The following is a 26,278-nucleotide window of genomic DNA, read 5'->3' as shown; positions in this document are numbered from 1 at the left end:
GTAGATCATGCGGATCAAGCAATTGGATTATATCGTAAAAATCGTGGAATTAGGTTCTGTCAATGAAGCGGCGAAACATCTCTTTATCACTCAGCCAAGCCTTTCAACAGCTGTAAAGGAATTAGAAGAAGAAATGAATATTCAGATTTTTCAACGCACACAAAAAGGAATGGTTCTTACCACAGAAGGAACTGAATTTTTATCCTATGCTCGTCAGATTCTGGAGCAAGTCGATTTGATGGAAGAAAAATACAAAGGCACCGAAACTCGTCGAAGATTATTTTCAGTTTCTGCGCAACACTATGCGTTTGCTGTTCATGCATTTGTACAATTGATCAAATCTTACGAAAAAAATGAATATGAATTTACGTTTCGTGAAACACAAACCAATAATATTATAGAAGATGTCAGTACCTTTCAAAGCGAGTTAGGTATTTTATACTTGAATACCTTTAATGAAAAAGTGATCCGTAAATTATTAAAAGAAAAGCAACTACTCTTTCAACCTCTATTTACCGCTCATCCACATGTTTTTGTTAGTAAAAAGAATCCTTTGGTTGGAAAAAAATCAGTAACTTTAGCAGATTTAGTAGATTTCCCTTACCTTTCATTTGAACAAGGTCAATTTAATTCCTTTCACTTTTCAGAAGAAATTTTAAGTACACGTTACAATAAAAAAAGTATCCGCGTTAGTGATCGAGCAACGTTGTTCAATTTTTTGATTGGAGTAGACGGTTATACGATCAGTTCAGGTGTATTAAGCCGTGAATTAAATGATGAAAACATTGTGGCATTACCTCTTGAAGTGGACGAAACAATGGAGATTGGTTGGATTCGACCTGCTCAAATGTCCTTATCTCCGATGGGTGAAGAATATTTACGTTATTTAAAAGAACATATTGTAGATTATGGCTTCACTATTTTACCCGAAAAATAATAAAAGGGTGTGAAACAAAAGTAACAATCACTTTTGTTTCACACCCTAAATACAAATAAACTTCTGTCTTAGTATGGTTTAACTAACGAGTTTTGCTTGCTTTTTTGATTTGCTTACTTCTCAATTGTCCACAAGCGGCATCAATATCTGTACCATATTCTTTTCTAATAACGCAGTTAACACCGTTTTTCTTCAAAATATCATAGAACTTCATAACATCCGCTTTTTCACTACGACTATATTGATCATGTTCACTGACTGGATTATAGGGAATCAAGTTAACAAACGTCAACTTCTTCTTATCTTTTAACAAATCAGCTAATTGTTGTGCATGTTCTGGTAGATCGTTGACATGACTCAACATGATATATTCGAATGTGATTCGACGATTCGTTTTTTCCAAATATTCATCGACTGCTTCCATTAATTTCTCAATTGGGAAGCTACGGTTGATACGCATGATCGATGTTCGAACGTCGTTATTCGGTGCATGAAGAGAAATCGCCAAATTGACTTGTAGGCCATTATTTGCAAATTCCTTGATTTTAGGCACTAACCCACTTGTTGAAACAGTAATGTGGCGTGCGCCAATTGCCAAACCTTTAGGATCATTGATCGTATGTAGGAAGTTCATTAAATTATCGTAATTATCAAACGGCTCACCGATCCCCATTACAACAATGTGGCTCACTCGTTCACCTTGACCACGCTCATCAAAATAATGTTGAACCAGCATGATTTGAGCGACAATTTCTCCTGCGGTTAAATCGCGTTGTTTTTTCAGTAGCCCACTTGCGCAAAAAGTACAGCCAATATTACACCCCACTTGTGTTGTGACACAAACAGACATTCCATATTCTTGGCGCATCAAGACCGTTTCGATCATGTTTTTGTCTGGTAATTCAAAAAGATATTTCACTGTGCCATCTTTTGCTTCCTGGATGATTACTTGGCGCAAAGGATTGATAATAAAGTTTTCTTCTAATAACTCAATGACATCTTTTGATAAATTCGTCATGTCGCTAAATGCCATGACACGTTTAATATAAAGCCATTCCCACACTTGAGTGGCCCGGAACTTTCTCTCGTCATGTTCGATGAACCATGCGATCAGCTCTTCTTTTGTTAAACCATAAATGGACGCTTTTTCCACTAGTTTTCTTCCTCATTTCTTCTAAACATTCGCTTCATACTATAACTTATTGTATCCGATTTGTCTATATGTTATCTAGGTTAGTCCGCAGATTTAGACATTTCTTATCCCTTTGATTTTCCCTTCAACAATCTCCATTCGTATTGTTTGTTTCACTCTCCAATCGTTGCTATACTTAAAGATAAGAAAAGAGGTCTTTTTTATGAAAACAAACGTATGCTTCTTTACAACACCAATCAATGAAAATACCAGTAATTTTAAAGGTCACACCGATTTACTGTTTGGCTACATTCAAGATGCCTTTGTTAAAAACAAATTAACATTTGACCTGCTAAAAGTTGATCTTGATACAGATCAACGCCAAATAGAGCAAAAAATTCATGATGGTTTAGAAAAAGCGGATTTGGTTATTACTGATTTATCTAGTCATGATCCGAATAGTTATTACGAATTAGGGTATGCTAAAGCATTGAAAAAGCAAGTAATCCAAATCCAAAACAAACATCGTGAACCCCTGTCATTTGATTTAGGCCATCCCTCTGTTTTATATGACACAACAACAGATGAGGGAATAAAACAATTCCAAAAAGACATAGTAGAAGCTGTAAAGTCTCCTATAACTTCAGAGACTCCTCTGTCTTTTTACGCTGATAATGATGTTGAACTCTCTGGTCGGATTGATGACCAAGGAATCGTGGAACCTTGATTAATCACAGAATGTGAGTAGGATACAATGATGTGACCCCCAAAAGTTGTACGTGAAAAATACAATTTTTGGCGGTTATTTTTTGTGAGTTATTATGAGGTAGAATTCAAATTAAAGCTAGTGAAAGAGTACCTAGAAGGCCCGCTGGGCGGACGAGCCTTGGCCAAAAAATACGGACTCCCGTCAAATGCCTTAATTTACAATTGGAAACATTCCTATCAACTATTTGGGAAAGAAGGGCTCAAAAGACACCGTTCACTGACAAATTATACTAGTGAATTTAAGCGAGATGTATTACACTTTATAGAAACGACAGGTACTTCTTACTGTGAAGCAAGACAATTCGAGTTGCCTAGTGGGTGGATGAGTTCTCGTTGGCAGAGGTTATGGTCGATCCTCCTTTCACTTCTTACTATAAACCTAAAAATAGAGGGTAAACTTATCCGTCGATGAGTTTACCCTCTAATCTTAGTATGTTTTTATGATGCTTGAACTAAACGATATACTTTTTTAAAATAGAATACACGAGCAATCAAGTAGTACACAACTTGAATCAAGACGAACACGCCTAACACTTGCCAGCCAGCTATTTGCATCCCCATATTGAACATATGATACATTGCAGTTAACGCTACCGCTCCGTGGATCACAGAGACAATGATCGGTGTAAAGAACAAGATACCTACTTGTTGATAGATCATTTTCTTCAATTCTTTTTTCGCCAACCCCATCTTATAAATCATCTTAAATTTCTCCACATCGACATCCATATCACTATACAATCTGAAATAAAGGAAACTTCCAGCTGATACAAAGAAAACTATTCCGATAAAAATTCCCACAAATAAAATTGGGGCGTATCCATTCGTGATCATTTGTTGCGAATAACTTTTTGCTATAAATGGCATATTTTTATCTTGGAATTTCCCTACAGATACCAATTCGTCATAATTACTATTTTTCGGTTGCCAAACAGTTGTGATCGTACTTTCCATATTTTGAACATTTGTATCATCTGGTACGACAACCGTTGTACCGTAAGCTGAGACAACAGTCGTTTTCTCTGTTTTAGTAATCGGTAAAATCACATCATCTGCTACTGTCACTTCATTTACTTTTGCTTCTTCCATTCCCGTCATATTGCTTGGTAACAACTGAATCGCTTTACCCTCCGTTTGAAGGGTTGGTTTTTTTGCTATTTTTGCAAGGTGATTATACTCAGATTCTTTTATCAATTCAACCTGGTCTCCATTTTTATAGGTCGTTAGGTCTCCTTCTTCAACATGGATCCCTTTATCTGCCAATAATTGAGAGAAGTTTTGTTTTATAGCGGCTGTTTCTTCCGCTGTTCCTGAAATTTGGAATTCATATGGTACTTGGTTCATACTTTCTAAAATCATATTTTGAAAACCATACAATGTACCGATTGCGGCAAAGGCCACAGTGGAAATAATCGATACTAAGAAAAATGAACGTGCATTATCTTTCATACGAAAAGCTAAATCAGAAAAAACAACCATATTCGTTTTTTTCCAAAAGATAGTTTGTTTCTTTTTCAATCCTTCAATAATTGAAACACTTAATTGATTGAATAAAAAACGTGTCCCCACCACAACGAGAAAAATCACAGGGATCATGACAATCGGTACTAGCATTCCTTTAACTAAAAGAGCCACTGCATATCCTACGCCAATCAACAAAATAGCTAAGAAAGTTTTGATATGTGAGCTTTTGATGGTTCCTTTGCCGATATCTCCTGCTTTCAATAATTCCTGTAAACTCAATTTTGGTAAACGGAACTGAATGAAAACCGAAATAGCTAAAAATAGTACAGCAAACGAAATAATCGTTAGAACAAGTGCTTGTACTGGAAAATAGAAACCAAAATTCACATGCATCAATTTATTACTTAACCATAAGATCACTTGTGAAAAACCAACTCCAGCAATGCTTCCAATGATTGTCGCAAAAAATCCAATCACTAGATTTTCAATAAAAATCATTTTTTTCAATTGCTTTGGGCTCATCCCTTGAATCATCAACAGGCCAAATTCTTTTTTTCTAGATTGGATAAACACATCCATCGAATAAAGAACAAAGAAAAATGCAAAACCATAAATAATGATCGCTGCAGCAAGCATGCCCATTTGCGCGTTTTTATTTAGCCCATTAGACAATGCTGGATGAAAAGCAAATACCGTAAAAGTGAAAAACACCATGACAGAAAATAAGGTACTTAGGAAATAAGCCATGTACAGGTGTTTGTTTCGTAAAGTGTTTCGAATAACAAATTGACTAAAATTCATTATCGACACCTTCAATCTCAGATAGTTTTACCATGATTTCATCGTAAAACACTTTTTGATTTCCATTATGATGGATCTCATCAATCAGTTCACCATCTTTGATAAACACAATTCGCTTGCAATAACTTGCAGCTAGAGGATCGTGAGTCACCATCAAAATCGTTGCTTTTTCTTCTTCGTTTAATTGCTGCAACAATTGCATTACATCTTTTGATGATTTTGTATCTAAATTTCCAGTCGGTTCATCCGCCAATAATAATTGTGGTTGATGAATCATTGCCCTAGCCACAGCCACACGTTGGGCCTGCCCACCTGAAATTTCTGCAATTCGTTTTTTTAATAAACTTGCAATACCTAAACGGTCCGCTAAAATAGTAAGTTTCTTTTTCATCACTGAGATTTTTTCGCCATCCAACGTTAAGGGTAATACAATATTTTCTTCTACAGTTAAAGTTGGCATCAAGTTAAAACTTTGAAAAATAAAGCCTAACTCTCTTCGTCTGAATTTAGCAATTTCCTCTTGATTCAGCTGATTTGGATCTTTTCCATTCATTAAAATCTGTCCAGCTGTTGGCTGATCGATCGTTGCTAATAGGTTCAAAAAGGTACTTTTCCCACTTCCAGATGGTCCCATGATCCCAATAAATTCACTGTCATTAACGGTCAAATTCAATCCTTTTAAGGCTTCATATTTAATTTCTTGTCCATACGTTTTAGATAAATTTTCTACTTGTAACATCATTATCGCTCCTTTTCTCTACGTTGTTAGTCTAGTCCAAATAATTCGAACACACCATAGAAAAAAATAACAGATTGCTTACATTTTTGTAAGCAATCTGTTATAGCGACTAAATGAACTAGTTATTCCATTGTAATTTCAGAATCTGGAATTGCTTTTGGAGAGTAAGGGTTACTTGGTGTTTGCCACCTTAAATGAAAATAGGAAACCGGCGCTTCTTTATTAAAATGCTCCGTTGTAATTTTGATCCTTTGTCCTGCTTTGAAATAGCGGAAATTCTTTAATGTTCCTCCAGTGATATTATCGCGATCAATAATTTTTTCGTCATTTAAATAAACGGCACCATTATCATCTACCTCAATCGAGAAAGTATAAAGACCAGTGTCTTTAAGCGTCACATATCCTACTTTTTTTACCTTATAATAATCAGTTCCTAGACCTTTGTAAGGTTCTACATTATTATAATCATCATCAAAATTTTTCGCGGTCCCTGTTCCTTTCTGTATAAAATAGCCCAAATATCTTGGATAATCATAGAATGTAGCGCCAACACCTTCTCTTTCTTTGACTGTTACATTTACCTCAAACGTTAAGCCATTTTCAGTCTTGACTTTTATAACCGTAACTCCAACTTTTTTAGCTTCCCAATTCCCGTCTTTATCCACTGTCATAACAGTTGGATCGTCACTGATGTAAGAAACCTCTTTATACGTTGCATTCTCTGGAGTAATTGTAACTGTCAATTTGCCAGTATCTCCAACATACTGAATCAATTCTTTTGGTTCCACATTGATGCCAGTTACTGGAATCGTTTCGTACAATGCTAGGTCTACATTGTATTTTTTATCTAGTGTTTCTAAAGCGAATTGAATGCTTTTCCCATTTTCATCAAAATTACTATTTTTAATTATTTCATATTGGGATGGCAGTGAAATTGGCTTTATTTCGTAGGTTTTACCGGGTGGAATCTTTACAAAAGAATACTTTCCATTTGCATCAGTTTTGACTGTTTGAATAGGATTTGTGCTTCCGGCTACATAAAGACCTAATTCGATTCCTGCAACGCCTTTTTCTGCTGTATCCTTATCACCGCTCTTATTTTCATCATTAAAAACAGTTCCTTCTATAGTTGGATCAGTAGACTGGAATCCAATCCAAGCATCCTTAAATTTTTCACCTTCATCTAGTTCAAAATATTTAGAAAGTCCGTCTGGAGAAAACCCTACCAATCCCAGCGAAGTTGCTACATAGCTAACCGGATAATCTATTTTTATCTGATACATATCTGATAAAAGCTTATCAAATTTGTATCTGCCTTTTGCATTCGTTTTAGTTTTAGCAATCTCTGTACCAGACTCATTCAATAATCTCACGGTGATTCCTCGAATTCCAGGCTCATCCATCTCTTGCTTACCATTACTATTTACATCTTCAAACAGGATTGCAGTAATAGAAGCTGTTCCTTCCGCTTTACTATTAATTCCTTTTGCCATTGCAGATACACCAGAAGTCAAAAAACTTACAATAATCATTAGAGCTAAAAACACATGTTTCATTTTAATCTTTTTCATATTATCTACCTTTCTCATAAAAAATTTTGACTATTTTTATACTAAAAATCTCCCAAAACTATAAAATATTCTCCCTCTTTTGATTTATCCTTAACGACTCAAACTACATGAAAGGGGAAATATTTAGCTTTGGGAGGTTTTATCAATGTTACTTATACATATCTAGAAAATCGTAACATAGTAAAAGGGGTAAACAATTTACTATTCGATTCTTTTAAACGCCGTTTAAGTCTGGCGTTGTATAAAGCAATTCTTGTGGAATTAGTTTATACGGAGCTGGACTAGATGGTGTCGACCACACCAAGTCATAGTTGTACCCACTACTTGGAGAAGGGCTGTAGAATGTCGCTACTACCTTCACTTTAATAATCTGACCAGCTTGAAGATACACTGGATAACTATTTTGAACAAGTACGTCATCAACATAGATTTGTGGAATTACATTACTGCTAGCAGAATAAAATCTGTATGTTCCAGTATCTGTTAATTTAATATATGCTGTTTTCTTCACTCGGAAACCAGCTGCAGGATCGATTCCTGGGTAAGGTTGCTTATTGTATTGACACCTAAAATCAAGTGTACCGTCTTCAAATTGACTTGCAACAGGAATAAAATTCCCCATTGGAGCTTGACGTCTTTCATATTCTGTGTAGACGCCATGAACTAATGTGTCTGGCACAACGACATCAATACCTTGTAAATCTGGCGTTGTATAAAGCAATTCTTGTGCAATATGCTGTGCTGGAAAATTAAGACCAATTTCTGGAGATTTCCAATAAAAATCTGTAACGAATTGACCCGCTTTACTTTGTGCATTCGTTGGGAAATTGCTAACAACTTTGATCTTGATAATTTGACCAGCTTGCAAATTAACATATGGATAGTTTGGTTGAACGAGGACATCATCAATATAGACTTGAGTATTTCCGGTAGTACTCGTCATAAACATGTAAGTCCCTGAACCACTTAGTTTTACATAGGCAGTTTTACTTACTCTAAAGCCATTATTCGGATTAATTCCTGGGTAAGGCTCTCTGTTTAAACTACAAGTAAAATCTAAATTGCTATTTTCATATTGACTTGCAACTGGAATATAATTAATGCCTTCTCTTCTAAAATATTCTGTATAGACGCCATGAACTAATTTGCCTTCATCAGCTGAAGCAACACTTGAATTGATACTAAGTAACGTAAAACAAGCAATTAAAGTACAAATAATTAACGGCATTTTTTTTCTTATTTTTAATACCATACATTTCCATCCCCTTTTTTTATTTTTTGTTTACCCCTTTTTGATTGTACCACTAAAAAAATAACATGTAAATTGTTTATTTTTAATTACTTTTTGAAAAGAATTAAGTATTTACAAGTGAAAAACACAGGTTCATTACGTTTCTTTCTTTAAAAGATCGTCTCCCTTTATACCATCTTTTAAAAATAATTATCCTTCAGTTACTTTTTTATTCTTTTTACTTTTCTTTTTATTTTTACGTTTGGCAGCGTTTCTTTTTCGAATGCGTTTTCTCTTTTTTCGTTTCCGCCAAATAATTATAGCCAACATGAGGACTATTAAGATGCCACCAGTTCCCATAAGTAACCATAAAAGAAGGTTCGAATCTTCTTTTTGTAAATAGACAGATTCATCGTTGAATTTCTTTGCCTCTTCTTTTGAAATCGTGAATTCTTTTTTTAACGCATACTTCTGTTTATCAGCTGTCACGTTCATGACAATTTCATAATTTCCAGCAATCATTTCAGTGTCTTTCATGTCAAAACCAAATCTTACTGTTGAATGAGGTGCCATCTGAAAGGCATCTTCTTTTCGAGCATAGATTACCTTATTCGTCTTTTTAGCGATCACGTTACCATCAATTGTCATTTTATGAATAATACTAGGTGCTTGATTTTGTAGGATCGCTTCAATAAAATTATGAAAATTCCGTTGTCCTGCTTCTGCCTTAATCAAGTCTAGTTTATTTTCAGCTTTTGTACTTGATTCCGTCAATATGATTGGAAGACTATAAGAAAAAGTATTGATCACGGCTTTCTTTTGATCTTCTTCAGACGATTGATACTTTTCTGAGAAGTGAAGTCCGCCTAATAATTGGCCTTCATAAGGAGCTTCTGGTACGCTTAACTCAGCTACTATTTCTTTACTCTCTTTTGCGCCTAGTTTCACTACAGGTTCCTTCACCTGTACTAGTTTTTTTATATCTATTAACATGCTGCTATCTTTTTCTTTATCGAATTCTTTGTAGCTAATAACGCCACCATCACTAGTTGTTCCTCGTGTGACGTCAATAAGAACCTCTATCGGATGATCAGAATAATTCTTTACTTTTGCTTTTATTTCTTGCTTACTTCCTGGTATAACGTTTAAATCATAGTAACCACTTTCTCCTCTTTGCTGATTCTCAGGATAAATAGCCTCAACAGAAAAAGCCGCTCCTGTGCCTCCTTGTTTCGTTGACTCCGAAGCATGTCCCTCGTTTCTTGAAAAAAGAAACAAACATAGTCCTACTAAGCATAAAATATATTTATTCAGTTTACGCATCTAACTGCTCCTTCTTGGAAATTAGAGTTTAAGATAAAAGTCCATAACGAGCAATACGTAAATGAGTATCCTCAAAAAACATGTAATTCTACCATTCACTCAATCATTATAAATCTGAGGTACAACTCAAAGAGCTATACCTCAGTTTTGCTATTTCATTTTGTTTATCCGAAAGGAATTAGTATTGGTTTTAATTCCCAATTTAATACAGCTTGATATTCTCCGGTTTCAACAGCTGTCTTCGCTGGCATTCTAAATGTTACGCCATCTGTAACTGAATCTGCTTTATACGTCCCGTTACCATTTGTTCCTAATGCTAGTGAATAATCACCAATCCCTTGAGCTCCTGACGAATCAGAACTTGCTATTGAAACTTCTGTTCCAGGTGTTAAAACTAATCCTGTAGCAATGTCCTTTCCAACCGCTTTTGAATGAATGGTTGGTTTAGTAGTACTTGAGCCTTCATAATTTGCATTTGTCAATACGATCTCGCCACCATTGATTACTTTGTTTTGATTTCCCGAACCAGTCAATGTAAATTGGCCTGAAGTTACTGAAACAGTCCAACCCGTATCGCGTTCTGTTCTCATATCATGCGTCGTGATCCATGGTGCACGATAAACCTTATTTTTATTCTCATCCCATGCTGCAACAACTTTCGCATTCGCAGTTACTTCTCCACTAGATTTTTTTTGTGAGCCAAAATCAAAATCTGGCACGACAACTAATTTTAAATCTCCTGGATTTTCATTGCCGCCTGGTTTATCTGGATTATTTGGATCTGTCGGATCAACTGGATTCGTTGGTTTATCAGGATTTTCTGGATCTGGAATATTATTTGTTCCATCATCCGTAAAGCTAATATTCCCATTTGTTACTCCCTTGGTTGCCTCTGGATAAGTTGCTGCATCTGCATTTAGCGCCCCAATTCCTACGATTGTGGCCAAAGCGGCACCGCTCATTACTAATTTTGTCAATTTCATTCTCAATCTCTCCTTAAAAACTTTTTTATTATTAAAGTATTGATACTTTAGTAACCCATAATGATTTGTTTATTTCTTACTTCTCTTGTTCATCAACCCTAAAAATGCTATAAAAACGAATACTAGACCAATAACAAGTATAAAGCGCGTACTTGTCTCTCCTGTATTTGGAAAGCGCGGTTTGCTCGAAAGCTCTTTTGGTTTCTCATAAGTCTCTGTTTCTGTTGTATTAGACGAATCAGAAGAAGTAGTTGTTTCTGTATCGTCTGTTTCATAAAAGCGTATTCCTCCAACAGTCGTTATGTTCGCGGGACCATTGTACTCTTGTGCCATTGCTGAATAGTTTGAACTTAATAAAACGGTAAAAAGGAGCATGAAACCCATGATATACACTAATTTTTTCATATCCTAATCCTTTCTGTGTAGATTCTCTGTTTAGCTACTTTTTCAACACTTTCGTTCGCTTCTTCTTTTTCCTTTGTTGGTCTTTCCGTTTTCTTCTAGCACGTTTCTTTTTATATATACGGAAAAGTAAAACGATTAGAATCAGTAGCAACAACAATAGAAGACCTATCAATATCAGAACTAGACGGTTCTCAAAAATAGTTTCTTTTTTGATACTTACATCTTTTTGGTTTAATTTCTTGGCTTCTTCTGATGTGATTTGAAATTTTTGGTCAAATTGCCAGACTCTTTCCTTTTGAGTAGCTGTTCCTTTAAACTCATACTTCCCAGCTTTAAACGGCTCGCCATTTAGAGGAATCGGTAAATCAAATGTGCTATTTGGCGCAATCGACAGATTCTTTTTGTCTAGTATTAACAGTGGTTCTTGAGAGCCGGATTTTGTTATGCTTCCTTTAAAGTTCACAGCTGATAAATAAGCTGGTTGCGCGTTCTCTAATAATAAACTAATAACATTTCTGGCATTTTCTTGATCCGTACTCACCTTTGTCAATGCTAAATCACCAAGTATTTCTTCACTATTATCTGTCGTTCTCAGAATCAAGGCAATTTCTCTAGCAAAATGATTTTTTATGTTCCCATCTGTTTTAGCTGTTGTTTTATTGTATAAATATAATCCTCCAGCTAAAATACCCTCAAATGGCTGTTCTGGCATTTCCACCTGCAACTTTAGCTTATATTGTTCATGGGCTTTTAAAACGATCTCTTTTTCAGCAATGGTTATAATATCTTCAATATTGTACGTTAAACCCGCGTTGTTTGTTTCACTTTTAACCGAATAGGTCACTACACCTGCTCGATTTGTTTGAGCACGATTAATTGAAGGGACAACAACAATCTCCTTAGAGGAAGCATTCGTTAATATAACTTCTAGTTCTTGTTTTTGACTAGGTATCATCTTCAAATCAAAATAAGTGACTTCTTTTGTGTACTGATTATCAGGTAATTTCGCATCTGTTGTAAATCCAGCAAATGTTTCATCTGTTGTGGCGTAAACAACTGTAGTTGTGCAAAAAAATAAACTGATAACGAATCCTATAACGAAAAAATTAAATCGTTTTTGATTGCTACTCATTGTTATCCCTCTCAAAATTTATCTAGTTACTCTTTTATGGTGCTGGTGTATCAGATAATGTCCAAGTCAATGTAGATTGATACTCTACAGCTCTTCTAGCAGTATCAACTGGTACAGCCAGCTCGAATTTTGATAATTCTAATGTTGAAATTCCATCACCTGTTGCTGCTTTAGCACCAAATATCAATTGCTCTCCTCCAGCACCAGGAACTAAGGTAAGTGAATTATTGATTTTACCACTTGTAGGTCTTGTTCCTCCAGTATTCGTCGCAGAACCGGTCTTGATGGTTAATGCAGCATTCGTTAATTGTCCAGTTCCACCTTTTTCTGTAAATTGAGATGTTTGAACCACTTTCACACTCCAACCTGCTTTGGTTCCTCGAGCATCATTGACTGTCAGCTTACCAGTCGTAACTGGACCACCTTCCATTCCATTGTCAGTAGCTATCCAATTTTCGGCTGTTTTATTTTGAATTTTGTGTGCACCAAAGTTTAAATTGTCAGGTAAACCCGAGCCTAAACTTCCATCTCCAGGATCAATCGTCATATCCCCTTCTGTATAGGTAATTGTTGCATTTGTTGATTTCGTATCTTTATCTACAGCTAATGATTGATTGGAAAACCCAATCGCAGTTAATGCTAATCCAGATAATAACGTTGCATGTATCAACTTTTTCATTTAAAATCCCCCTAAAAATATTTTTTATATTAAGCTTTTTCAAGCTTGATAACGTATTTGATCGAATCTATTGTGGAACATCTGAAAGTGTCCAAGTGAGCGACGAATTATATTGACTTATTTTCTTAGTTGTTTCTTTTGGAACAGTCAACGAAAATTTATCCAAAGGAATCGTTGTTTTCCCTGTTCCTTCTGTCGTTTTCGCTATAGCAATCGAATTTTCTACCCCGCTTTTTAACGAAACGACTTGTCTTATATAACTCGGTAAATTAGAAGCTGTATTCGTTACGCGACCGATTGCAACATCAAGCGTTGTATTCACCAAAGGACTACCATCAGTCGCAACAAAATCTGCGTTTTGCTTCACTTTTAATGTCCAGCCACCATTGGAACGCGTATCATCAATCACTACTTTTCCAACTGTTGGAACCCCATACTCAGTGGCAGTGAATGTTTCATTTCTAGAATTTTGAATTTTCGTCTTTCCAAAATTTAAATTTGTTGGAACTGTGCTACTACTCATTGTTATATCTGCTTTTTTATTTGTTTTAGTTTTCGAATTTGTATTTGAAAAAAAAATTGGCTTAGAGGTAGACTCTGGATAAACGACTTCTCTATCCGTAAGGCTAACCTTTATCGGGGTATCATCAAGAATATACCCCTTAGGTGCTTTAGTCTCTATAAATGAATAATTCCCCGTAAAAAGCTGATCAACTTGAACGATTCCTTTATCCGTTGAAACTACCCCTTCTTTTACCACTTCTATTGAATTATCTGGATTATTTTTTACTAATTTAAACTCTGCTCCTGGAAGAACGGCATTAGTTAACTCATCTTGCTTTGTCACTCTGACACTTCCCCAACCTCTCAAATATCCAACAGTAGCTGTTTGATTAGTAGATGGTATATTTACCTCATGATAATTTGCTCCTTTAGGCGCAAAATACCCCAATGATCTACTCCCTGTTCCAGCAACTCGATACCTTCCTGGTGGCAAATCAGTAAATGTAAGCTGACCATCCACTGAGCCCTCTACTCTTATTGCAACGTTTAAATCATTGTAAGAATAAAGCACAATTGTCCCGTTAACAGGTATGCTGTGATCCTCTTTATCTACCGTATACACCTTAATCGAATAGGTAGCCGCTTTGTTTTCAGCAGTCACTTTTTTTGTTCTTGGTGACTTAACAGCGGCTCTCTTGGACCGGGTTTTTTCGTCACCTTTTACTATTGATTTTTCTGGTATTTTAGTGTTTACTGTTTCGGTTGAATCATTTAAAGAAGGTACCTCTAAAACAGTTAGTTCTAAATCCGATTCTTTCTTTGTCTCAAATTTAAGTGATAGTATCTGCTTTTTATTTGTGATTGAAGAATCTAGACGAGCAGTAAATTCGATATCTGCTTCGTGTTTCTTTGATTCGACGAAAAAATCACTTACTTGAAACGACAATCGCTTTGACCCCTTAGCGTCTGTTATCATTTTCCATTTCCCTAAGATATTTTCGTCTTTATCCTTTACTTCAACTGGTTCTTTACTGCTTGGAGTAAGATAGGGAAGGTTCGTAGTAAATGTTTGATTCTTTGTAAGCTTCATCTCATCAGGGATTGATAGATGGTATTTCACTTGAAAAACATCATCATAATTAATTGATTCTCCATTTTTAAGCGAGGTTTTCACTACAGTGCCCGTTTGTTGCTCGATTTTTGATAGACTAACATTTTGGAAAACTGATGACTCTTTATCTAGTGTTTCATTCGCTGCATTAATCTTTGTATTCCCAAACAAATTTAGAGATAATACACCTAAACAGCTAATCAAAAGGACTAGACTCATTTTTTTTCTCACGTTTAACAACTCCTAATAGATATGGTATTTTGAAAAGAAAGCCCGATTCAAGGCATTTACAAACACTCCGTTTATACAAGCATTTTATTTAATTGGAACCCTTTCGTTCGGATTGTTCGAATTAAATCCTTTCCTTCTTCTCCTAATTTTTTCCGAATCAGAAAAATGATATTCGAGATACGGTACTGTTGGACTTCCCGCTCTCCATTACATAAATAATCGGAAATCTGTTGATATGTAACAACTTCACCCGCATGATCATAAAGAAAAGAAAACACCTGAAACTCCAATCGTGTAAAACTAATTTCTTCCTGACCATTAAATGACAAACTGTGTGCTTCTTTATTTAGAATGACCAACGATGAGTTTTCTGGCTGAACGAGACACCCTAATATATTTTTCATTATAATAAAGTCATTCTCTTCTTCTTCGCTATCCCTAACAAGAATACCGTTAGCCCCTAAATGAAGACACAACTTCCGTTCAATCGGTGTCATAGGAGTATCTGTATACAACCATATTGGAACGCCACACTTTTCTTTCTTCAAATTAGTCAACCACTCTAACCCTTTGATTGTATGATTGTTTATTTTTTGATTTACATTTATTAAAATCCCATCAACTTCACTTAATTGGTCCATTTTTTTGATTTCTTTTGATTCAAACCCATAGGAATGAAGTTTCTCGCTCATTTCTAAATCAAAAGAATAGTCCAATATGATTATTCCTAATGTATACATTAAATAGGTCTCTCCTTGTTTCATATTTTTACTTAAAATATGAAAAACAGCTAAATCTCTTGTCCTATATGAAAAAAAACATGATCTGACGGCGGAAATGACGGCGGGGAAAATAAAAAAAGCTCTGTTTATGTTCAACACTGTTGTCGAGTAAGGAATGTTAGCTTCTATATAAAAAATAGATTTGCCTTATCCTACTCAATTTAAAACGTTAATTTATCTAATTTTTGAATAGCTATGCGGTTTTCTTCTAAAAATGAACTTGTGTACGTATCTAATGTCAATTTTATAGATGAATGACCTAACAGAGAACTAATGGCAGCAATATTTACCCCAAGTTCTACACATCTAGTGGCAAATGTATGCCTCAATGAGTGGAACGATATATCTGTCAATCCAAGTTGACTTTTTATCTGATCAAATCGATAACTGACTGTCCTCGGTTCAATGGCGTGTCCCTTATTTGTAATAACGAATGATGACTGAGATTCATCTTTCCACTGCAGCAGTGCTTTTTTTAATTTTAAGGAAAGTGGAATAAAACGATTGGAGTTTGGTGTTTTTGGTGCTGTTTCAATAATTTGGGTTTTATTTCCAGAGTCATCAGGCAAACAGATTCTTTGTTTCGTTCTACTAACATGAATAATAGAAGAATCGAAATCAATGTCGTCCCATTTTAATGCACATATTTCACCAATGCGCATTCCGGTTTCTAAGGCTATTAATATAGGAAGTCCTCTTTTCGTTTTCAAACTTTCCAGTTCGATTGCCTTGTGCTCTGCTCGCGTGAGCGCACGAACTTTTTCTTTTTTAACTTTTGGTAGAATCACTCCTTCACATGGATTGGAGGAGATATAGCCACGTTCCTTTGCTGCTTCAAGGCAGCTTTTGACTATACGAAAGATGACATGAACCGAGCTTGCTGATAACTTGTTAGATAATTTATTGATTACTTGATCAATATCGTTTAAACCAATTTTCTGCAGTGATCGGTGCTCTAATAAAGGTAAAATATGTAGATCCATTTTGTTCTTGTAACTTGCAAAGGTACTTTCTTTTATCTTTGGCGCCATAATAGAGGTCATCCAAATCTTAGTCCAATCTCCAAATGTTCCGTGAAATTCTTTTTTGCTTTTGGAATAGAACATACTTGTTTGAACTTTTTTCTCAAATAGTTGTTCTTTCACAGAACGATAAGAATATGCATAAACATACCCATAATGAATTGAACCATCAGTCTTTCTTGCTTTTGGGTATCGACCTTCCCATCTACCATCTTTTCGTTTATAAATATTTTCTCCTTTAGCCAAAAAATCAAATCCTTTTCTGTAAATTTTGACGGCGCAATTGACGGCTTTAAAAAACAACCTTGATTAACCTAGGTTATTTAACAACATGATAAACGAAATTCTCATTTTTTTATATTAATATGCTAAAAATTGAGAATTTCCATTAAAAAAAACTCTTGATTTACTGATTTCAAAGGGATATACTGTTTCTAGTTAAGAGATTTCATGTTTTAAGTAAAAATATGAAACGTAATCATTTGATTACATAAAGTTATTTTTGATGAACTAACCTATCCGAATTATTTCATTCAGTCAAAAATAAAATAACAAAAATGATATAAATCATAAAACAAGAAATCTATATAGTTGTAACAAAAAGAACAATTTTTCATTTATTCAAGTTATTATTAAGAGAGAATTATGCCATTTACAACTATAACATAGAGTAATGTTTTAAAGACTCTAAGATAAAAAAGATTCAAAAACCGGTTATTCTAATCATGAGCAATTAGAATAACCAGTTCATTTTTTTAGATGTATTCTATTCCGTCTAGAAATAGATATTTCTTACTAGCTATTGGATGATTATTCAATACACAATAACTAAATAAGAGCTTTTTATCAAAAACATTGATAAAAAGCTCTTATTTTAATGGTATTTACTCGTTAGTCCCTGTATTTTGCTCAGCAGATTTAATGTTATTAGGCTTCATATTCAATCACATACGGATAAAGAGCGGTATTATAAATGGCTTCTGAAAACTCAACGATTTCCCCTGATAGCCCAATTGATTTTCTAATACGTTTTAATCCATTCTTTTCAGATGTAGCTAGAATTTCTTGTTGTTGTTTTGTTAATTCAATGGTTTGGAAGCTATCTTCGAACTTGATGATCTCGATGCCGTGTTGATCCATTAGTCGATACAATGATTCCTTTTCAAAATCTTCTAAAGATACATCTGCTAAACTACTCGGTAAAAAATAGTTAAAGTAGATGTACGGTTGCTCATCTAGTATATATAAACGCGAAACTTTTACTGCATGCTCACCTAGAGATTGATACACTGGAGAATCAGGTGCTAACGTTACTTTTTCCAAATTCAAAATTTTCTTAGCTACTTTTTGTCCAGACTCATTTAAATATTCTGTAAAGGTTCCCGCTTTAGACAATTTATTGTAAGGTCGATTACTCAACACAGTAGTTCCCTTACCGCTTTTTTTCTCCACTAATTCTTCTGACGATAATAACTCGATTGCACGACGAACTGTGATTTTACTTACATCAAACAGCTGCTCAAGTTCAGCCTCTGTTGGTAATAATGACCCTACGGGATAGGTACCATTCATGATATCTGATTTGATTTGATCTGCTACGTCTAAATACAATACGCTTTTTCTTCTCATGTGATCCATCCTTATACTCTTTATTTAGTCTATCGTTTTATTTTAGTTTATTCGTTATTCCGTTAGATTATCCTCATTCTAATCGTATTTGCCATTTAATTCAACTTTTCATCTATCCAAACGATAGTATTTCATACATTATACCAAAGATTCCATTTATGGAAAACGAATTTAAAAAGTAGTCTACACAAAAGATACATCATTAGTCGATCAAAAAAATGGAGCCAGCTTTTCAGCTCACTCCATTTTTTATTCATACTTATTTTCACTCTGAATCATGATCTATCGGCATATCTTCTGGTACTGGTTCAAGAAAAACTTTTCTTGGTTTACTCCCTTCAGACGGTCCAATTACACCATGATCTTCTAATTCATCCACTAAACGTGCTGCCCGATTATACCCGATTCTAAAGCGTCTTTGCAGTAAGGATATACTTGCTGTCTGCATTTCTACGACTAAAGCTTTCGCTTCTTCATACAGTTCATCTTGTGATGCTTCGCTACTACCACCAGTGTTCTCTTCTTCTGTTGGCATCATACTTTCTTGATAGTCTGCTTCCTGTTGTTCTGTGACAAAGGCCACGATTCGTTCAACCTCATGATCGGAAATAAACGCGCCTTGCACACGGATCGGTTTATTTTCACCCATCGGCAAGAACAACATGTCTCCTCGACCCAGAAGCTTTTCTGCTCCATTACTATCAATGATAGTCCGTGAATCCGTTCCACTTGAAACAGCAAATGCCATTCTAGAAGGAACATTCGCTTTGATGATTCCTGTGATAACGTCCACACTTGGACGTTGTGTTGCCAAAATCATATGAATTCCAGCAGCACGAGCCATTTGCGCTAAACGAATGATAGCATCTTCTACTTCATTGCTAGCAACCATCATCAAATCTGCTAACTCATCAACGATGACTACAATAAATGGCAAGATTGGACGATTTTCACCGTCTTCTAAATTTTTTTGAATGACTAACTCATTGTAACCAGAAATATTTCGAACCCCAGTAGCGGCAAATTTTTCATAACGGAATTCCATTTCCTGCACGACTTTTTGCAATGCTTGTGCAGCTTTTCGTGGATTTGTTACGACTGGTGTCAACAGATGTGGAATCCCATTATAGACATTCAGCTCAACCATTTTTGGATCGATCATCATTAATTTCACTTCGTGTGGCTTGGCTCTCATTAAGATACTGGAGATAATCCCATTGATTGCAACAGACTTCCCACTACCGGTTGAGCCTGCAATCAGTAAATGAGGCATTTTAGCTAAATCAGCTGATTGAACCATCCCAGAAATATCTCGTCCAAGTGGTACTTCCAACAATTTATCTGGATGACTTGGTTGTGCTTCAATGATATCTCTAAATGAAACTGTACTTACAGTGCTATTTGGTACTTCGATTCCAATCAGAGATTTCCCAGGAATTGGTGCTTCCATCCGTACATCTTTTGCAGCAAGCGCTAAAGCAATATCATCTGTTAAACTAACGACTTTGCTCACCTTCACCCCAACTGCTGGTTGAATTTCAAATTTTGTAACAGCAGGTCCAAGACTTGCTTTGACTACTTTAGCATCAACACCAAAACTTTTGAATGTTTGTTCTAACACCCCAATATTTTTTTCGATTTTTTGGTACTCTCCACTTTGATCCGCAGATGGAATCGAATCTAATAGTGTTGAAGGTGGGAGTTCATAATCACGATCTTCCGCTTCTTCAGAAATTTCAAAGTTTAATTCGCCGCCTTCATCCATTTCAGATTCGACAATAGTTTTTTGTTGGACAGGCTGTGTTTCAGCTTGGCTTTGGAAACTGTCGATTGGCACAAGTGTCAGTTGTTCTGGTTCATGTGCTTCTTTTTCTTCTTGCTCCCTTGCTTTTTGGGCTAATTTTTCACCTGGAGTTAATTCTCTTACCTCATTTTTTAAACGTTCTTGAGCACGTTTCTCCACTTCAGCCTGTTTCGCCGCACGTTTTTCAGCTCGTTTGGCTTCTTTTTCAGCTTGACGCTCTGCACTTCTAGCCGTTAGGCCACTAATCATTTCCCGAACGCTTTGCAATCCGTTCATTACTTGCTGAAAATCAAGCATACTCATTAAAAATAGGCCTAATGCAATCAATAAAGCAGCAATTAAATAGCTACCAAATTGTGCAACTAAAAAGAACGTCACGCTATACATTGCAGCACCGATCATACCACCACCGACATTTTGAGCCACAGTACTGGCCTTTAAATCCATTCTAAGAAATTCCCATGTTGTTCCTATAATATCTGGCGTTTGCGTTCCTACATTACGAAACATATACGCATGCAAAAATAGCACCACACCCAAGTAAACAAATACACCACCGATCATCGGTCGACTTTTTTTGATAGGAAACTCTTTCCCAAAAATAACTAGAGAAAGCCCGTAAAGCATCAGTAATATAGCTGCCACTGGAAATGTATTTCCTATAACCACACGTAAACCATTGGCAATCAAAGTGCCAAGAAATCCTAATTTTAAAAGTCCAAATAATCCGAAGAAGATAAAAAAGATACCGAGAAAAATGAAATTAAGATGCTCTTGCTGTTGTTGCTGTTTTTTTGTTTTTTTCTTTTTTGCACTTTTCCTTTTTTGTGCCATCTAACATCCCTCTTTTCAATCAGTATCCATTATACCTAAAAAACGAGCCGAACAAAAGTACCCCCATTGTTTCTCTTAAAATTTTAATGTTTTAGTTTCTATTTTTCTACTTACTTTCGTGTGGTGATCCTTTTTTTAGGTATCCCAATACCAGTTAGCCCAGAAAGGATCGATAAAATAGGACAGAATACTATAAAGAAACTAAATGGTGCATAACTTAATGTAGAAACTTGTAGTGTACTTGCCATGAATACCCCGCTTACTCCCCAAGGAATCAATGAGTTTAGAACCGTTCCTGAATCTTCCAAGGCTCTAGATAATACTTCTGGTTCAAGTCCAGCTTTATCATAACTTTCTTTAAACGCCCGTCCCGGTAAAATGATCGATAAATATTGTTCGCCAATCATCACGTTCGCCAAAGCACCGCTGAAAACTGTTGCCGCAACTAAACTCCCTGTTGACTTTAATTTATCCGCCAGCGGCGCCATCAAAACAGTAATCACATCCATTTTCATCAGCAAACCACCTAAGGATAAGGTCAATAAAATCAATGAAACAGACCACATCATACTTTGGATACCGCCACGAGTTAATAAGGCATCGATTTGTTCCATCCCTGTTTTTGATACAAACCCATTTTCTAAAATCGAACTCAATTGTTTTAAATCAACATTTTTTGTCTGAACCATATACATCACACTGGAAAGTAAAATCGTGACTAGTAATGAAGCAATTGCTGGAACACGTTTGATTGAGCAAAGAACAAGTAACAAAATCGGTAGAAGCGCCCACCAACTGATTGCAAAATTATCCTGTAAGACATCTAAAAATTGCGTTGTTTTAATTTCTGTTTGGCCAATTTCTGTTTGAAACCCAATAATTGCATAAAGTATAAATGACATAATAAAAGCTGGGACCGTTGTCCACATCATATTTTTAATATGTTTAAATAAATCTGCTCCAGCAACTGCTGATGCTAAATTCGTCGTATCTGATAGAGGAGACATTTTATCCCCAAAAACAGCTCCTGAAATGATCGCTCCTGCTAAAATAGCAGAGTTGAATCCCATCGAAATCCCCATCCCCATCAACGCTAAGCCAATCGTTGAAACGGTTGTAAAAGCACTCCCAATCGAAATTCCAACCACTGCGCAACTGACAAAGGCCGAAGGCAAAAAGATTGTTGTGCTGATAACTGAAAAACCTGCATACATCATCGTTGGAATAACACCACTGGCGATCCAAACCGCAATCAAAGCGCCAATCAGAATAAAAATAATCATTGGTACAATACCTGTTTTTACACCTTCTATGATTCCTTCATGGATTTTATCCCATGATGCTCCTCGCCATTTACTCCAACCAATCAATAAACCCAATGCACACAATACGGGAAAAATTGGACTCATCCCGACACCAATCACACAAATACTGATAATCAATAAAAGGGCCAAAAATACAACTAATGCTTCTTTTACACTTAATTCTTTCTTCATTTACGATCCTCATTCTTTTTAAAAATTTAATTATTGCATACAAAAAATCCCTGACAATCACAAATAGACTGTCAGGGACGTATAATAGCGAGAAAAAGCAACTTCCTTTGAAAACAAGCGCTTTTGTCTCAGCCGCAACCTACACGCGGTACCACCCAAATTGAAATTAAAAAATAATTTCCACTCAAAAGACGCTAACGGATCTTACCCGAATCTATTATTTCGCTCCAGATTTGTACTTCAAGTATTTGCTTTGGTCAACTTCCATCTACCGTTGACTTTCTGTTATTTCAAAACAACGCTCTACTATAATCTTTCCTAGCGCTTCTTGTTATTCTAACTGTTAACGGTAAAAATCAAAACGACCCTTCGCTAACATTTCTTTGATGCCGCCTGTTTCGAATAATGAACGATCCATGATTACTTTTTTGATCACTGATGCTGGATAGCCTTTAACTTCCATTTTTCCAACTTCACCGAAGGCATGGCTATTACCGATTGAGGCAACAGAACCAAGTGATTTAAAGGTAAATTCTTTCGTTGGTTCACCTTTTAGTTGTGCTTTGATATTCTTACCTGCATGCTCACCCATTTTAAGTGAAATTTGCGCAGTTGTTGGATACGGACGGTTCGATTCTTTATCCATCACAGCAGAACAGTCCCCAATGATATAGACATTACTATGATTTGCATCCGTTAGATCTGATTGAACCATCACTCGTCCGCGTTTTGCTGCAAAACCAGATTCACCCACTACATGGCTACCACTTACTCCAGTCGTCCAAATAATTGTTTTAGCGTTTAGTTCATTCAATTCATTTGTTTCTTGATTATCTAAATACACAACAGTATCTTGTTTGATTTCTTTGATTGGTTTTCCAACTAAGAAATTGACACCCCATTTTTTCAAATGATCAATCCCGTAACCCCCAAGTTTTTCACTAAACATTGGCAATAAACGTGTCACTGCTTCAACGCAATATAATTGAATTTTTTCAGGTTCAACGCCAGCAATAGTAGCTAGTTTTTTCTTTCCTTCATGTAATGACCCTAATAATTCGATTCCTGTAAAACCAGCTCCACAGACAACGATTTTCAGACAATTTTCGTCTTTCGTTTCTTTGTATGCTTCCATTTGTTCCGTTAGATGTTGATAGACTTTTTCTGATGTTGGAATATCGACCATTTTTAATGAAAATTCTTCAACACCAGGAATCCCAAATGACTCTGATTCATAGCCTAATGCTACGATCAAATAATCATAAGAAATCGCTGCTTGATCTTTCAAATGAACGAGTTGGTTTTCACTATCAATTTTTTCTACAGTTCCTTGTACAAATGTCGTGCAAGCAGATTTTACAACATCTTTAATTGGATAGGTAATTCTTTCTGACGTTTGGATTCCTGCTGCAACTTCATGGATATCCGTTGCTTCGAAGTGGTAATCATTTTGATCGACCAATGTGATTTTTAATTCGTTGTCTCCTTTTTGTAATTCATGTAGCGCTCTTAAACCGGCATAGCCAGCGCCTAAAATAACGACGTGCTTACTCATTTTTAAAATCCCCTCTTAACCTTTTTATTTTATTATTTAAGCCATAATCCTATGGCAAAAAATACAACTTGTGCTAATGCTCCGACTGCTAAAATTTTCACAGCGCAGATAAAAGTTTTTGTTTTGACTTGTTCGTGTAAAAATACCTTTGTTTGTTTCCAAATAAATGGCACGACCAAAAGCGTGAGCAACATCGTAATCGGTGTTAACCCTAATACAACGCTTAACACGATCGAAGCAAAGGCGATCACGATCAACCCCACAAATAAATCAATCGACGTTTTTTTCCCTAGATAATGAACTAAGGTAAAACGATGGTTCATTTCGTCTTCTTCTAAATCACAAATATTATTCGCCAACATTAAATTGGCAATCAAACAAGTATTGGGTAGCGACACTAAGAAGATACTGCCAAGATTGCCCCATGTCCACTGAAATGAATCAAATGTATTGATATAGACACAAATCAACATGATCATAAACCCCATCGTAAATCCTGAAAAGAATTCACCCAAAGGTAAGCTTGATAATGGTTTAGGTCCAGAAGAATAAAAGATGCCAATCAAGTAGCAATACAGTCCTAACCATAACAATGGCCAACCGACAATCATAGACAGACCAATCCCCATCAATGCAGAAATGGCCACCATCCAAATGATCCAACGACGAATCATCGGCAAAGATAAATTTTCTCGCCCAATGATATTCGTCTTCTGTTTGTAATCATGCCCGTCTTTAGCATGATGGTAATCATTATAGTTATCTAAAATATCAACAGCCATATTGAAAATAAACATCGCAATAAAATAAATAAGAACATACCCTAAATGTAAATGTCCATAATGATACCAACTAAAACAAATTCCCAAAAGAAAGGGCAAAATACTGGCTGTCTTTGCTTTTAGTTCAACTAATTCAAAAAATACTTCTCTATTCAAAGTATACTCCTCTCTCCTTACAATATTTAGTTTTATGCTCACAGAATAATTTACTTGTATTTCATCACTAACATCGTATACAATCAATAGTATTGAATTACTGAAAGGACTATTGTGTTATGAATGATTTTTGGAAAGAATTTCCTATTACCCAACAACAATTAAATGAAACTTGTGAACTGATCAAACATCAAGTTAAAATACGAAACAAAGATATCGAAGCCGCTCTGATCGAGTTAACCAGTTCAGGCGGTAAATTACTACGCCCAGCTTTCTTTTTTTTGTTTACCCAAATCGGCGATGAGCAAAAACAAGACCGCACACAACTGATTAAAATCGCCGCTTCTATCGAAATTCTACACATGGCGACATTGATACATGACGATATCATAGATGACTCTCCACTGCGTAGAGGAGCTGTGACGATCCAATCCCGCTATGGTAAAGATATTGCTGTTTACACAGGAGATTTATTGTTTACTGAATTCTTTGAATTACTAGCCGAAACGATGAATGGCTCTGATTTTCTACATACAAACGCTTCTGCAATGAAACGACTTCTACTCGGTGAATTAGATCAAATGCACACACGCTACAAAACAGACATGAGTATTTCCGATTACTTACGAAGTGTCAATGGAAAAACAGCTGAATTATTTTCTCTAAGCTGTCTGGAAGGCGCTCATTTTGGTTACGCTTGTCCAGAGGTACAACGCTTAGCCAAACGAATTGGTCGGCATATTGGAATTGCTTTTCAGATCTATGATGATATCTTAGACTATACAGCAGATGTAAAAACCTTGAAAAAACCAATTTTAGAGGATCTGGCACAAGGTGTCTATACATTGCCTTTGATTTATGCAATGCAAAAAGCGCCCGAACGCTTTGCCGTTTACTTAGAGAAAGGGGCTGCTATCACAGTCGAACAAGCTCATGAAACAGCTCAACTGGTTCATGAGCTAGATGGCGTCAATGATGCCAAAGTATTTGCGCGGCGTGTCACTGAAAAAGCCTTGACTGACATCGAAAAATTACCAAATTGTCTAGGTAAAGAACAATTAACTTTGTTGACAGAATTATTACTGCAACGCTCTTTTTGATACTCAACTTCACTTTTTAAACGAATGAAGTTAAAACAGAAATAGTTCGTTAAAGTTATTGAGGCTGAGATGTGACTCATAGAGTTATATCCCAGCCTCATCTTTTT

General features: G+C 35.7%; 22 protein-coding genes. 4 read left to right on the top strand and 18 right to left on the bottom strand.

What is annotated here, in order from left to right; translation table 11 throughout:
- Nucleotides 1-7: 7 nt before the first annotated feature.
- A complete protein-coding gene (locus BCR22_RS12205) occupies nucleotides 8-937 on the top strand; it encodes a LysR family transcriptional regulator (RefSeq protein ID WP_069655165.1) in 930 nt (309 codons plus the stop codon).
- 82 nt (nucleotides 938-1,019) lie between these two features.
- On the opposite strand, the gene rlmN is transcribed toward BCR22_RS12205, so the two are convergent.
- Nucleotides 1,020-2,090, bottom strand: a complete 1,071-nt coding sequence (rlmN, locus tag BCR22_RS12200) for a dual-specificity RNA methyltransferase RlmN (RefSeq protein WP_069655164.1) — start codon at nucleotides 2,088-2,090, stop codon at nucleotides 1,020-1,022.
- A 202-nt stretch (nucleotides 2,091-2,292) separates the two neighbouring features.
- Between rlmN and BCR22_RS12195 the strand changes: the two genes are divergently transcribed.
- Together BCR22_RS12195 and BCR22_RS12190 are read left to right on the top strand one after the other, a co-directional pair.
- Nucleotides 2,293-2,796 carry a nucleoside 2-deoxyribosyltransferase gene (locus BCR22_RS12195; protein ID WP_069655163.1) on the top strand — a complete coding sequence of 168 codons (504 nt, stop codon included), beginning with the start codon at nucleotides 2,293-2,295 and terminating at the stop codon, nucleotides 2,794-2,796.
- Nucleotides 2,797-2,880: 84 nt separating this feature from the next.
- Complete coding sequence (locus BCR22_RS12190; protein ID WP_069655162.1) at nucleotides 2,881-3,249, top strand: helix-turn-helix domain-containing protein; 369 nt, start codon at nucleotides 2,881-2,883, stop codon at nucleotides 3,247-3,249.
- A gap of 26 nt (nucleotides 3,250-3,275) precedes the next feature.
- On the opposite strand, the gene BCR22_RS12185 is transcribed toward BCR22_RS12190, so the two are convergent.
- The 17 genes from BCR22_RS12185 to BCR22_RS12105 all read right to left on the bottom strand — a co-directional run bounded on the left by BCR22_RS12185 (nucleotide 3,276) and on the right by BCR22_RS12105 (nucleotide 25,071).
- Complete coding sequence (locus tag BCR22_RS12185; RefSeq protein ID WP_069655161.1) at nucleotides 3,276-5,102, bottom strand: ABC transporter permease; 1,827 nt, start codon at nucleotides 5,100-5,102, stop codon at nucleotides 3,276-3,278.
- Nucleotides 5,092-5,841, bottom strand: coding sequence for an ABC transporter ATP-binding protein (locus BCR22_RS12180; protein ID WP_069655160.1), 750 nt, complete (start codon nucleotides 5,839-5,841; stop codon nucleotides 5,092-5,094). The genes BCR22_RS12185 and BCR22_RS12180 overlap by 11 nt, the downstream gene beginning before the upstream one ends.
- A gap of 122 nt (nucleotides 5,842-5,963) precedes the next feature.
- Nucleotides 5,964-7,412, bottom strand: a complete 1,449-nt coding sequence (locus tag BCR22_RS12175; RefSeq protein WP_069655159.1) for an SdrD B-like domain-containing protein — start codon at nucleotides 7,410-7,412, stop codon at nucleotides 5,964-5,966.
- Nucleotides 7,413-7,626: 214 nt separating this feature from the next.
- Nucleotides 7,627-8,664: a PA14 domain-containing protein gene (locus tag BCR22_RS12170; protein ID WP_069655158.1), complete on the bottom strand. Its 1,038-nt coding sequence runs from the start codon at nucleotides 8,662-8,664 to the stop codon at nucleotides 7,627-7,629.
- Between the two features lie 189 nt (nucleotides 8,665-8,853).
- Nucleotides 8,854-9,966, bottom strand: a complete 1,113-nt coding sequence (locus BCR22_RS12165; protein ID WP_069655157.1) for a WxLIP family cell surface protein — start codon at nucleotides 9,964-9,966, stop codon at nucleotides 8,854-8,856.
- A gap of 164 nt (nucleotides 9,967-10,130) precedes the next feature.
- Entirely contained in the window at nucleotides 10,131-10,949 is an 819-nt protein-coding gene (locus BCR22_RS12160; RefSeq protein WP_069655156.1) for a WxL domain-containing protein, read from the bottom strand.
- 69 nt (nucleotides 10,950-11,018) lie between these two features.
- A complete protein-coding gene (locus tag BCR22_RS12155) occupies nucleotides 11,019-11,354 on the bottom strand; it encodes an LPXTG cell wall anchor domain-containing protein (protein WP_069655155.1) in 336 nt (111 codons plus the stop codon).
- 34 nt (nucleotides 11,355-11,388) lie between these two features.
- Nucleotides 11,389-12,486: a WxLIP family cell surface protein gene (locus BCR22_RS12150; protein ID WP_069655154.1), complete on the bottom strand. Its 1,098-nt coding sequence runs from the start codon at nucleotides 12,484-12,486 to the stop codon at nucleotides 11,389-11,391.
- Nucleotides 12,487-12,520: 34 nt separating this feature from the next.
- A complete protein-coding gene (locus BCR22_RS12145; protein ID WP_069655153.1) occupies nucleotides 12,521-13,165 on the bottom strand; it encodes a WxL domain-containing protein in 645 nt (214 codons plus the stop codon).
- A 67-nt stretch (nucleotides 13,166-13,232) separates the two neighbouring features.
- Nucleotides 13,233-15,011 (bottom strand): SpaA isopeptide-forming pilin-related protein, encoded by a 1,779-nt coding sequence (locus tag BCR22_RS12140; RefSeq protein WP_069655152.1) that lies wholly within the window; start codon nucleotides 15,009-15,011, stop codon nucleotides 13,233-13,235.
- Between the two features lie 71 nt (nucleotides 15,012-15,082).
- On the bottom strand, nucleotides 15,083-15,751 hold the full coding sequence (locus tag BCR22_RS12135; protein ID WP_069655151.1) for a winged helix-turn-helix domain-containing protein: 669 nt from the start codon (nucleotides 15,749-15,751) through the stop codon (nucleotides 15,083-15,085).
- A gap of 203 nt (nucleotides 15,752-15,954) precedes the next feature.
- The gene (locus BCR22_RS12130; protein ID WP_069655150.1) at nucleotides 15,955-17,061 is read right to left on the bottom strand and encodes a tyrosine-type recombinase/integrase; all 1,107 of its coding nucleotides are present in this window, start codon (nucleotides 17,059-17,061) and stop codon (nucleotides 15,955-15,957) included.
- Between the two features lie 681 nt (nucleotides 17,062-17,742).
- The gene (locus BCR22_RS12125; RefSeq protein ID WP_069655149.1) at nucleotides 17,743-18,444 is read right to left on the bottom strand and encodes a GntR family transcriptional regulator; all 702 of its coding nucleotides are present in this window, start codon (nucleotides 18,442-18,444) and stop codon (nucleotides 17,743-17,745) included.
- A 265-nt stretch (nucleotides 18,445-18,709) separates the two neighbouring features.
- Entirely contained in the window at nucleotides 18,710-21,082 is a 2,373-nt protein-coding gene (locus BCR22_RS12120; protein WP_069655148.1) for a DNA translocase FtsK, read from the bottom strand.
- A gap of 110 nt (nucleotides 21,083-21,192) precedes the next feature.
- The gene (gene nhaC / locus BCR22_RS12115) at nucleotides 21,193-22,578 is read right to left on the bottom strand and encodes a Na+/H+ antiporter NhaC (protein ID WP_069655147.1); all 1,386 of its coding nucleotides are present in this window, start codon (nucleotides 22,576-22,578) and stop codon (nucleotides 21,193-21,195) included.
- Between the two features lie 343 nt (nucleotides 22,579-22,921).
- Nucleotides 22,922-24,133: an NAD(P)/FAD-dependent oxidoreductase gene (locus BCR22_RS12110; protein ID WP_069655146.1), complete on the bottom strand. Its 1,212-nt coding sequence runs from the start codon at nucleotides 24,131-24,133 to the stop codon at nucleotides 22,922-22,924.
- Between the two features lie 32 nt (nucleotides 24,134-24,165).
- Nucleotides 24,166-25,071, bottom strand: a complete 906-nt coding sequence (locus BCR22_RS12105) for a prenyltransferase (protein ID WP_069655145.1) — start codon at nucleotides 25,069-25,071, stop codon at nucleotides 24,166-24,168.
- 119 nt (nucleotides 25,072-25,190) lie between these two features.
- Here BCR22_RS12105 and BCR22_RS12100 point away from each other — a divergent pair, with 119 nt between their 5' ends.
- The gene (locus BCR22_RS12100) at nucleotides 25,191-26,171 is read left to right on the top strand and encodes a polyprenyl synthetase family protein (protein ID WP_069655144.1); all 981 of its coding nucleotides are present in this window, start codon (nucleotides 25,191-25,193) and stop codon (nucleotides 26,169-26,171) included.
- Nucleotides 26,172-26,278 lie beyond the last annotated feature (107 nt).

Source organism: Enterococcus plantarum, from assembly GCF_001730295.1.
Taxonomy (GTDB): domain Bacteria; phylum Bacillota; class Bacilli; order Lactobacillales; family Enterococcaceae; genus Enterococcus_L; species Enterococcus_L plantarum.
Note: the sequence above shows the minus strand (reverse complement) of the source record. Positions and strands in the feature narration are given on the sequence as shown.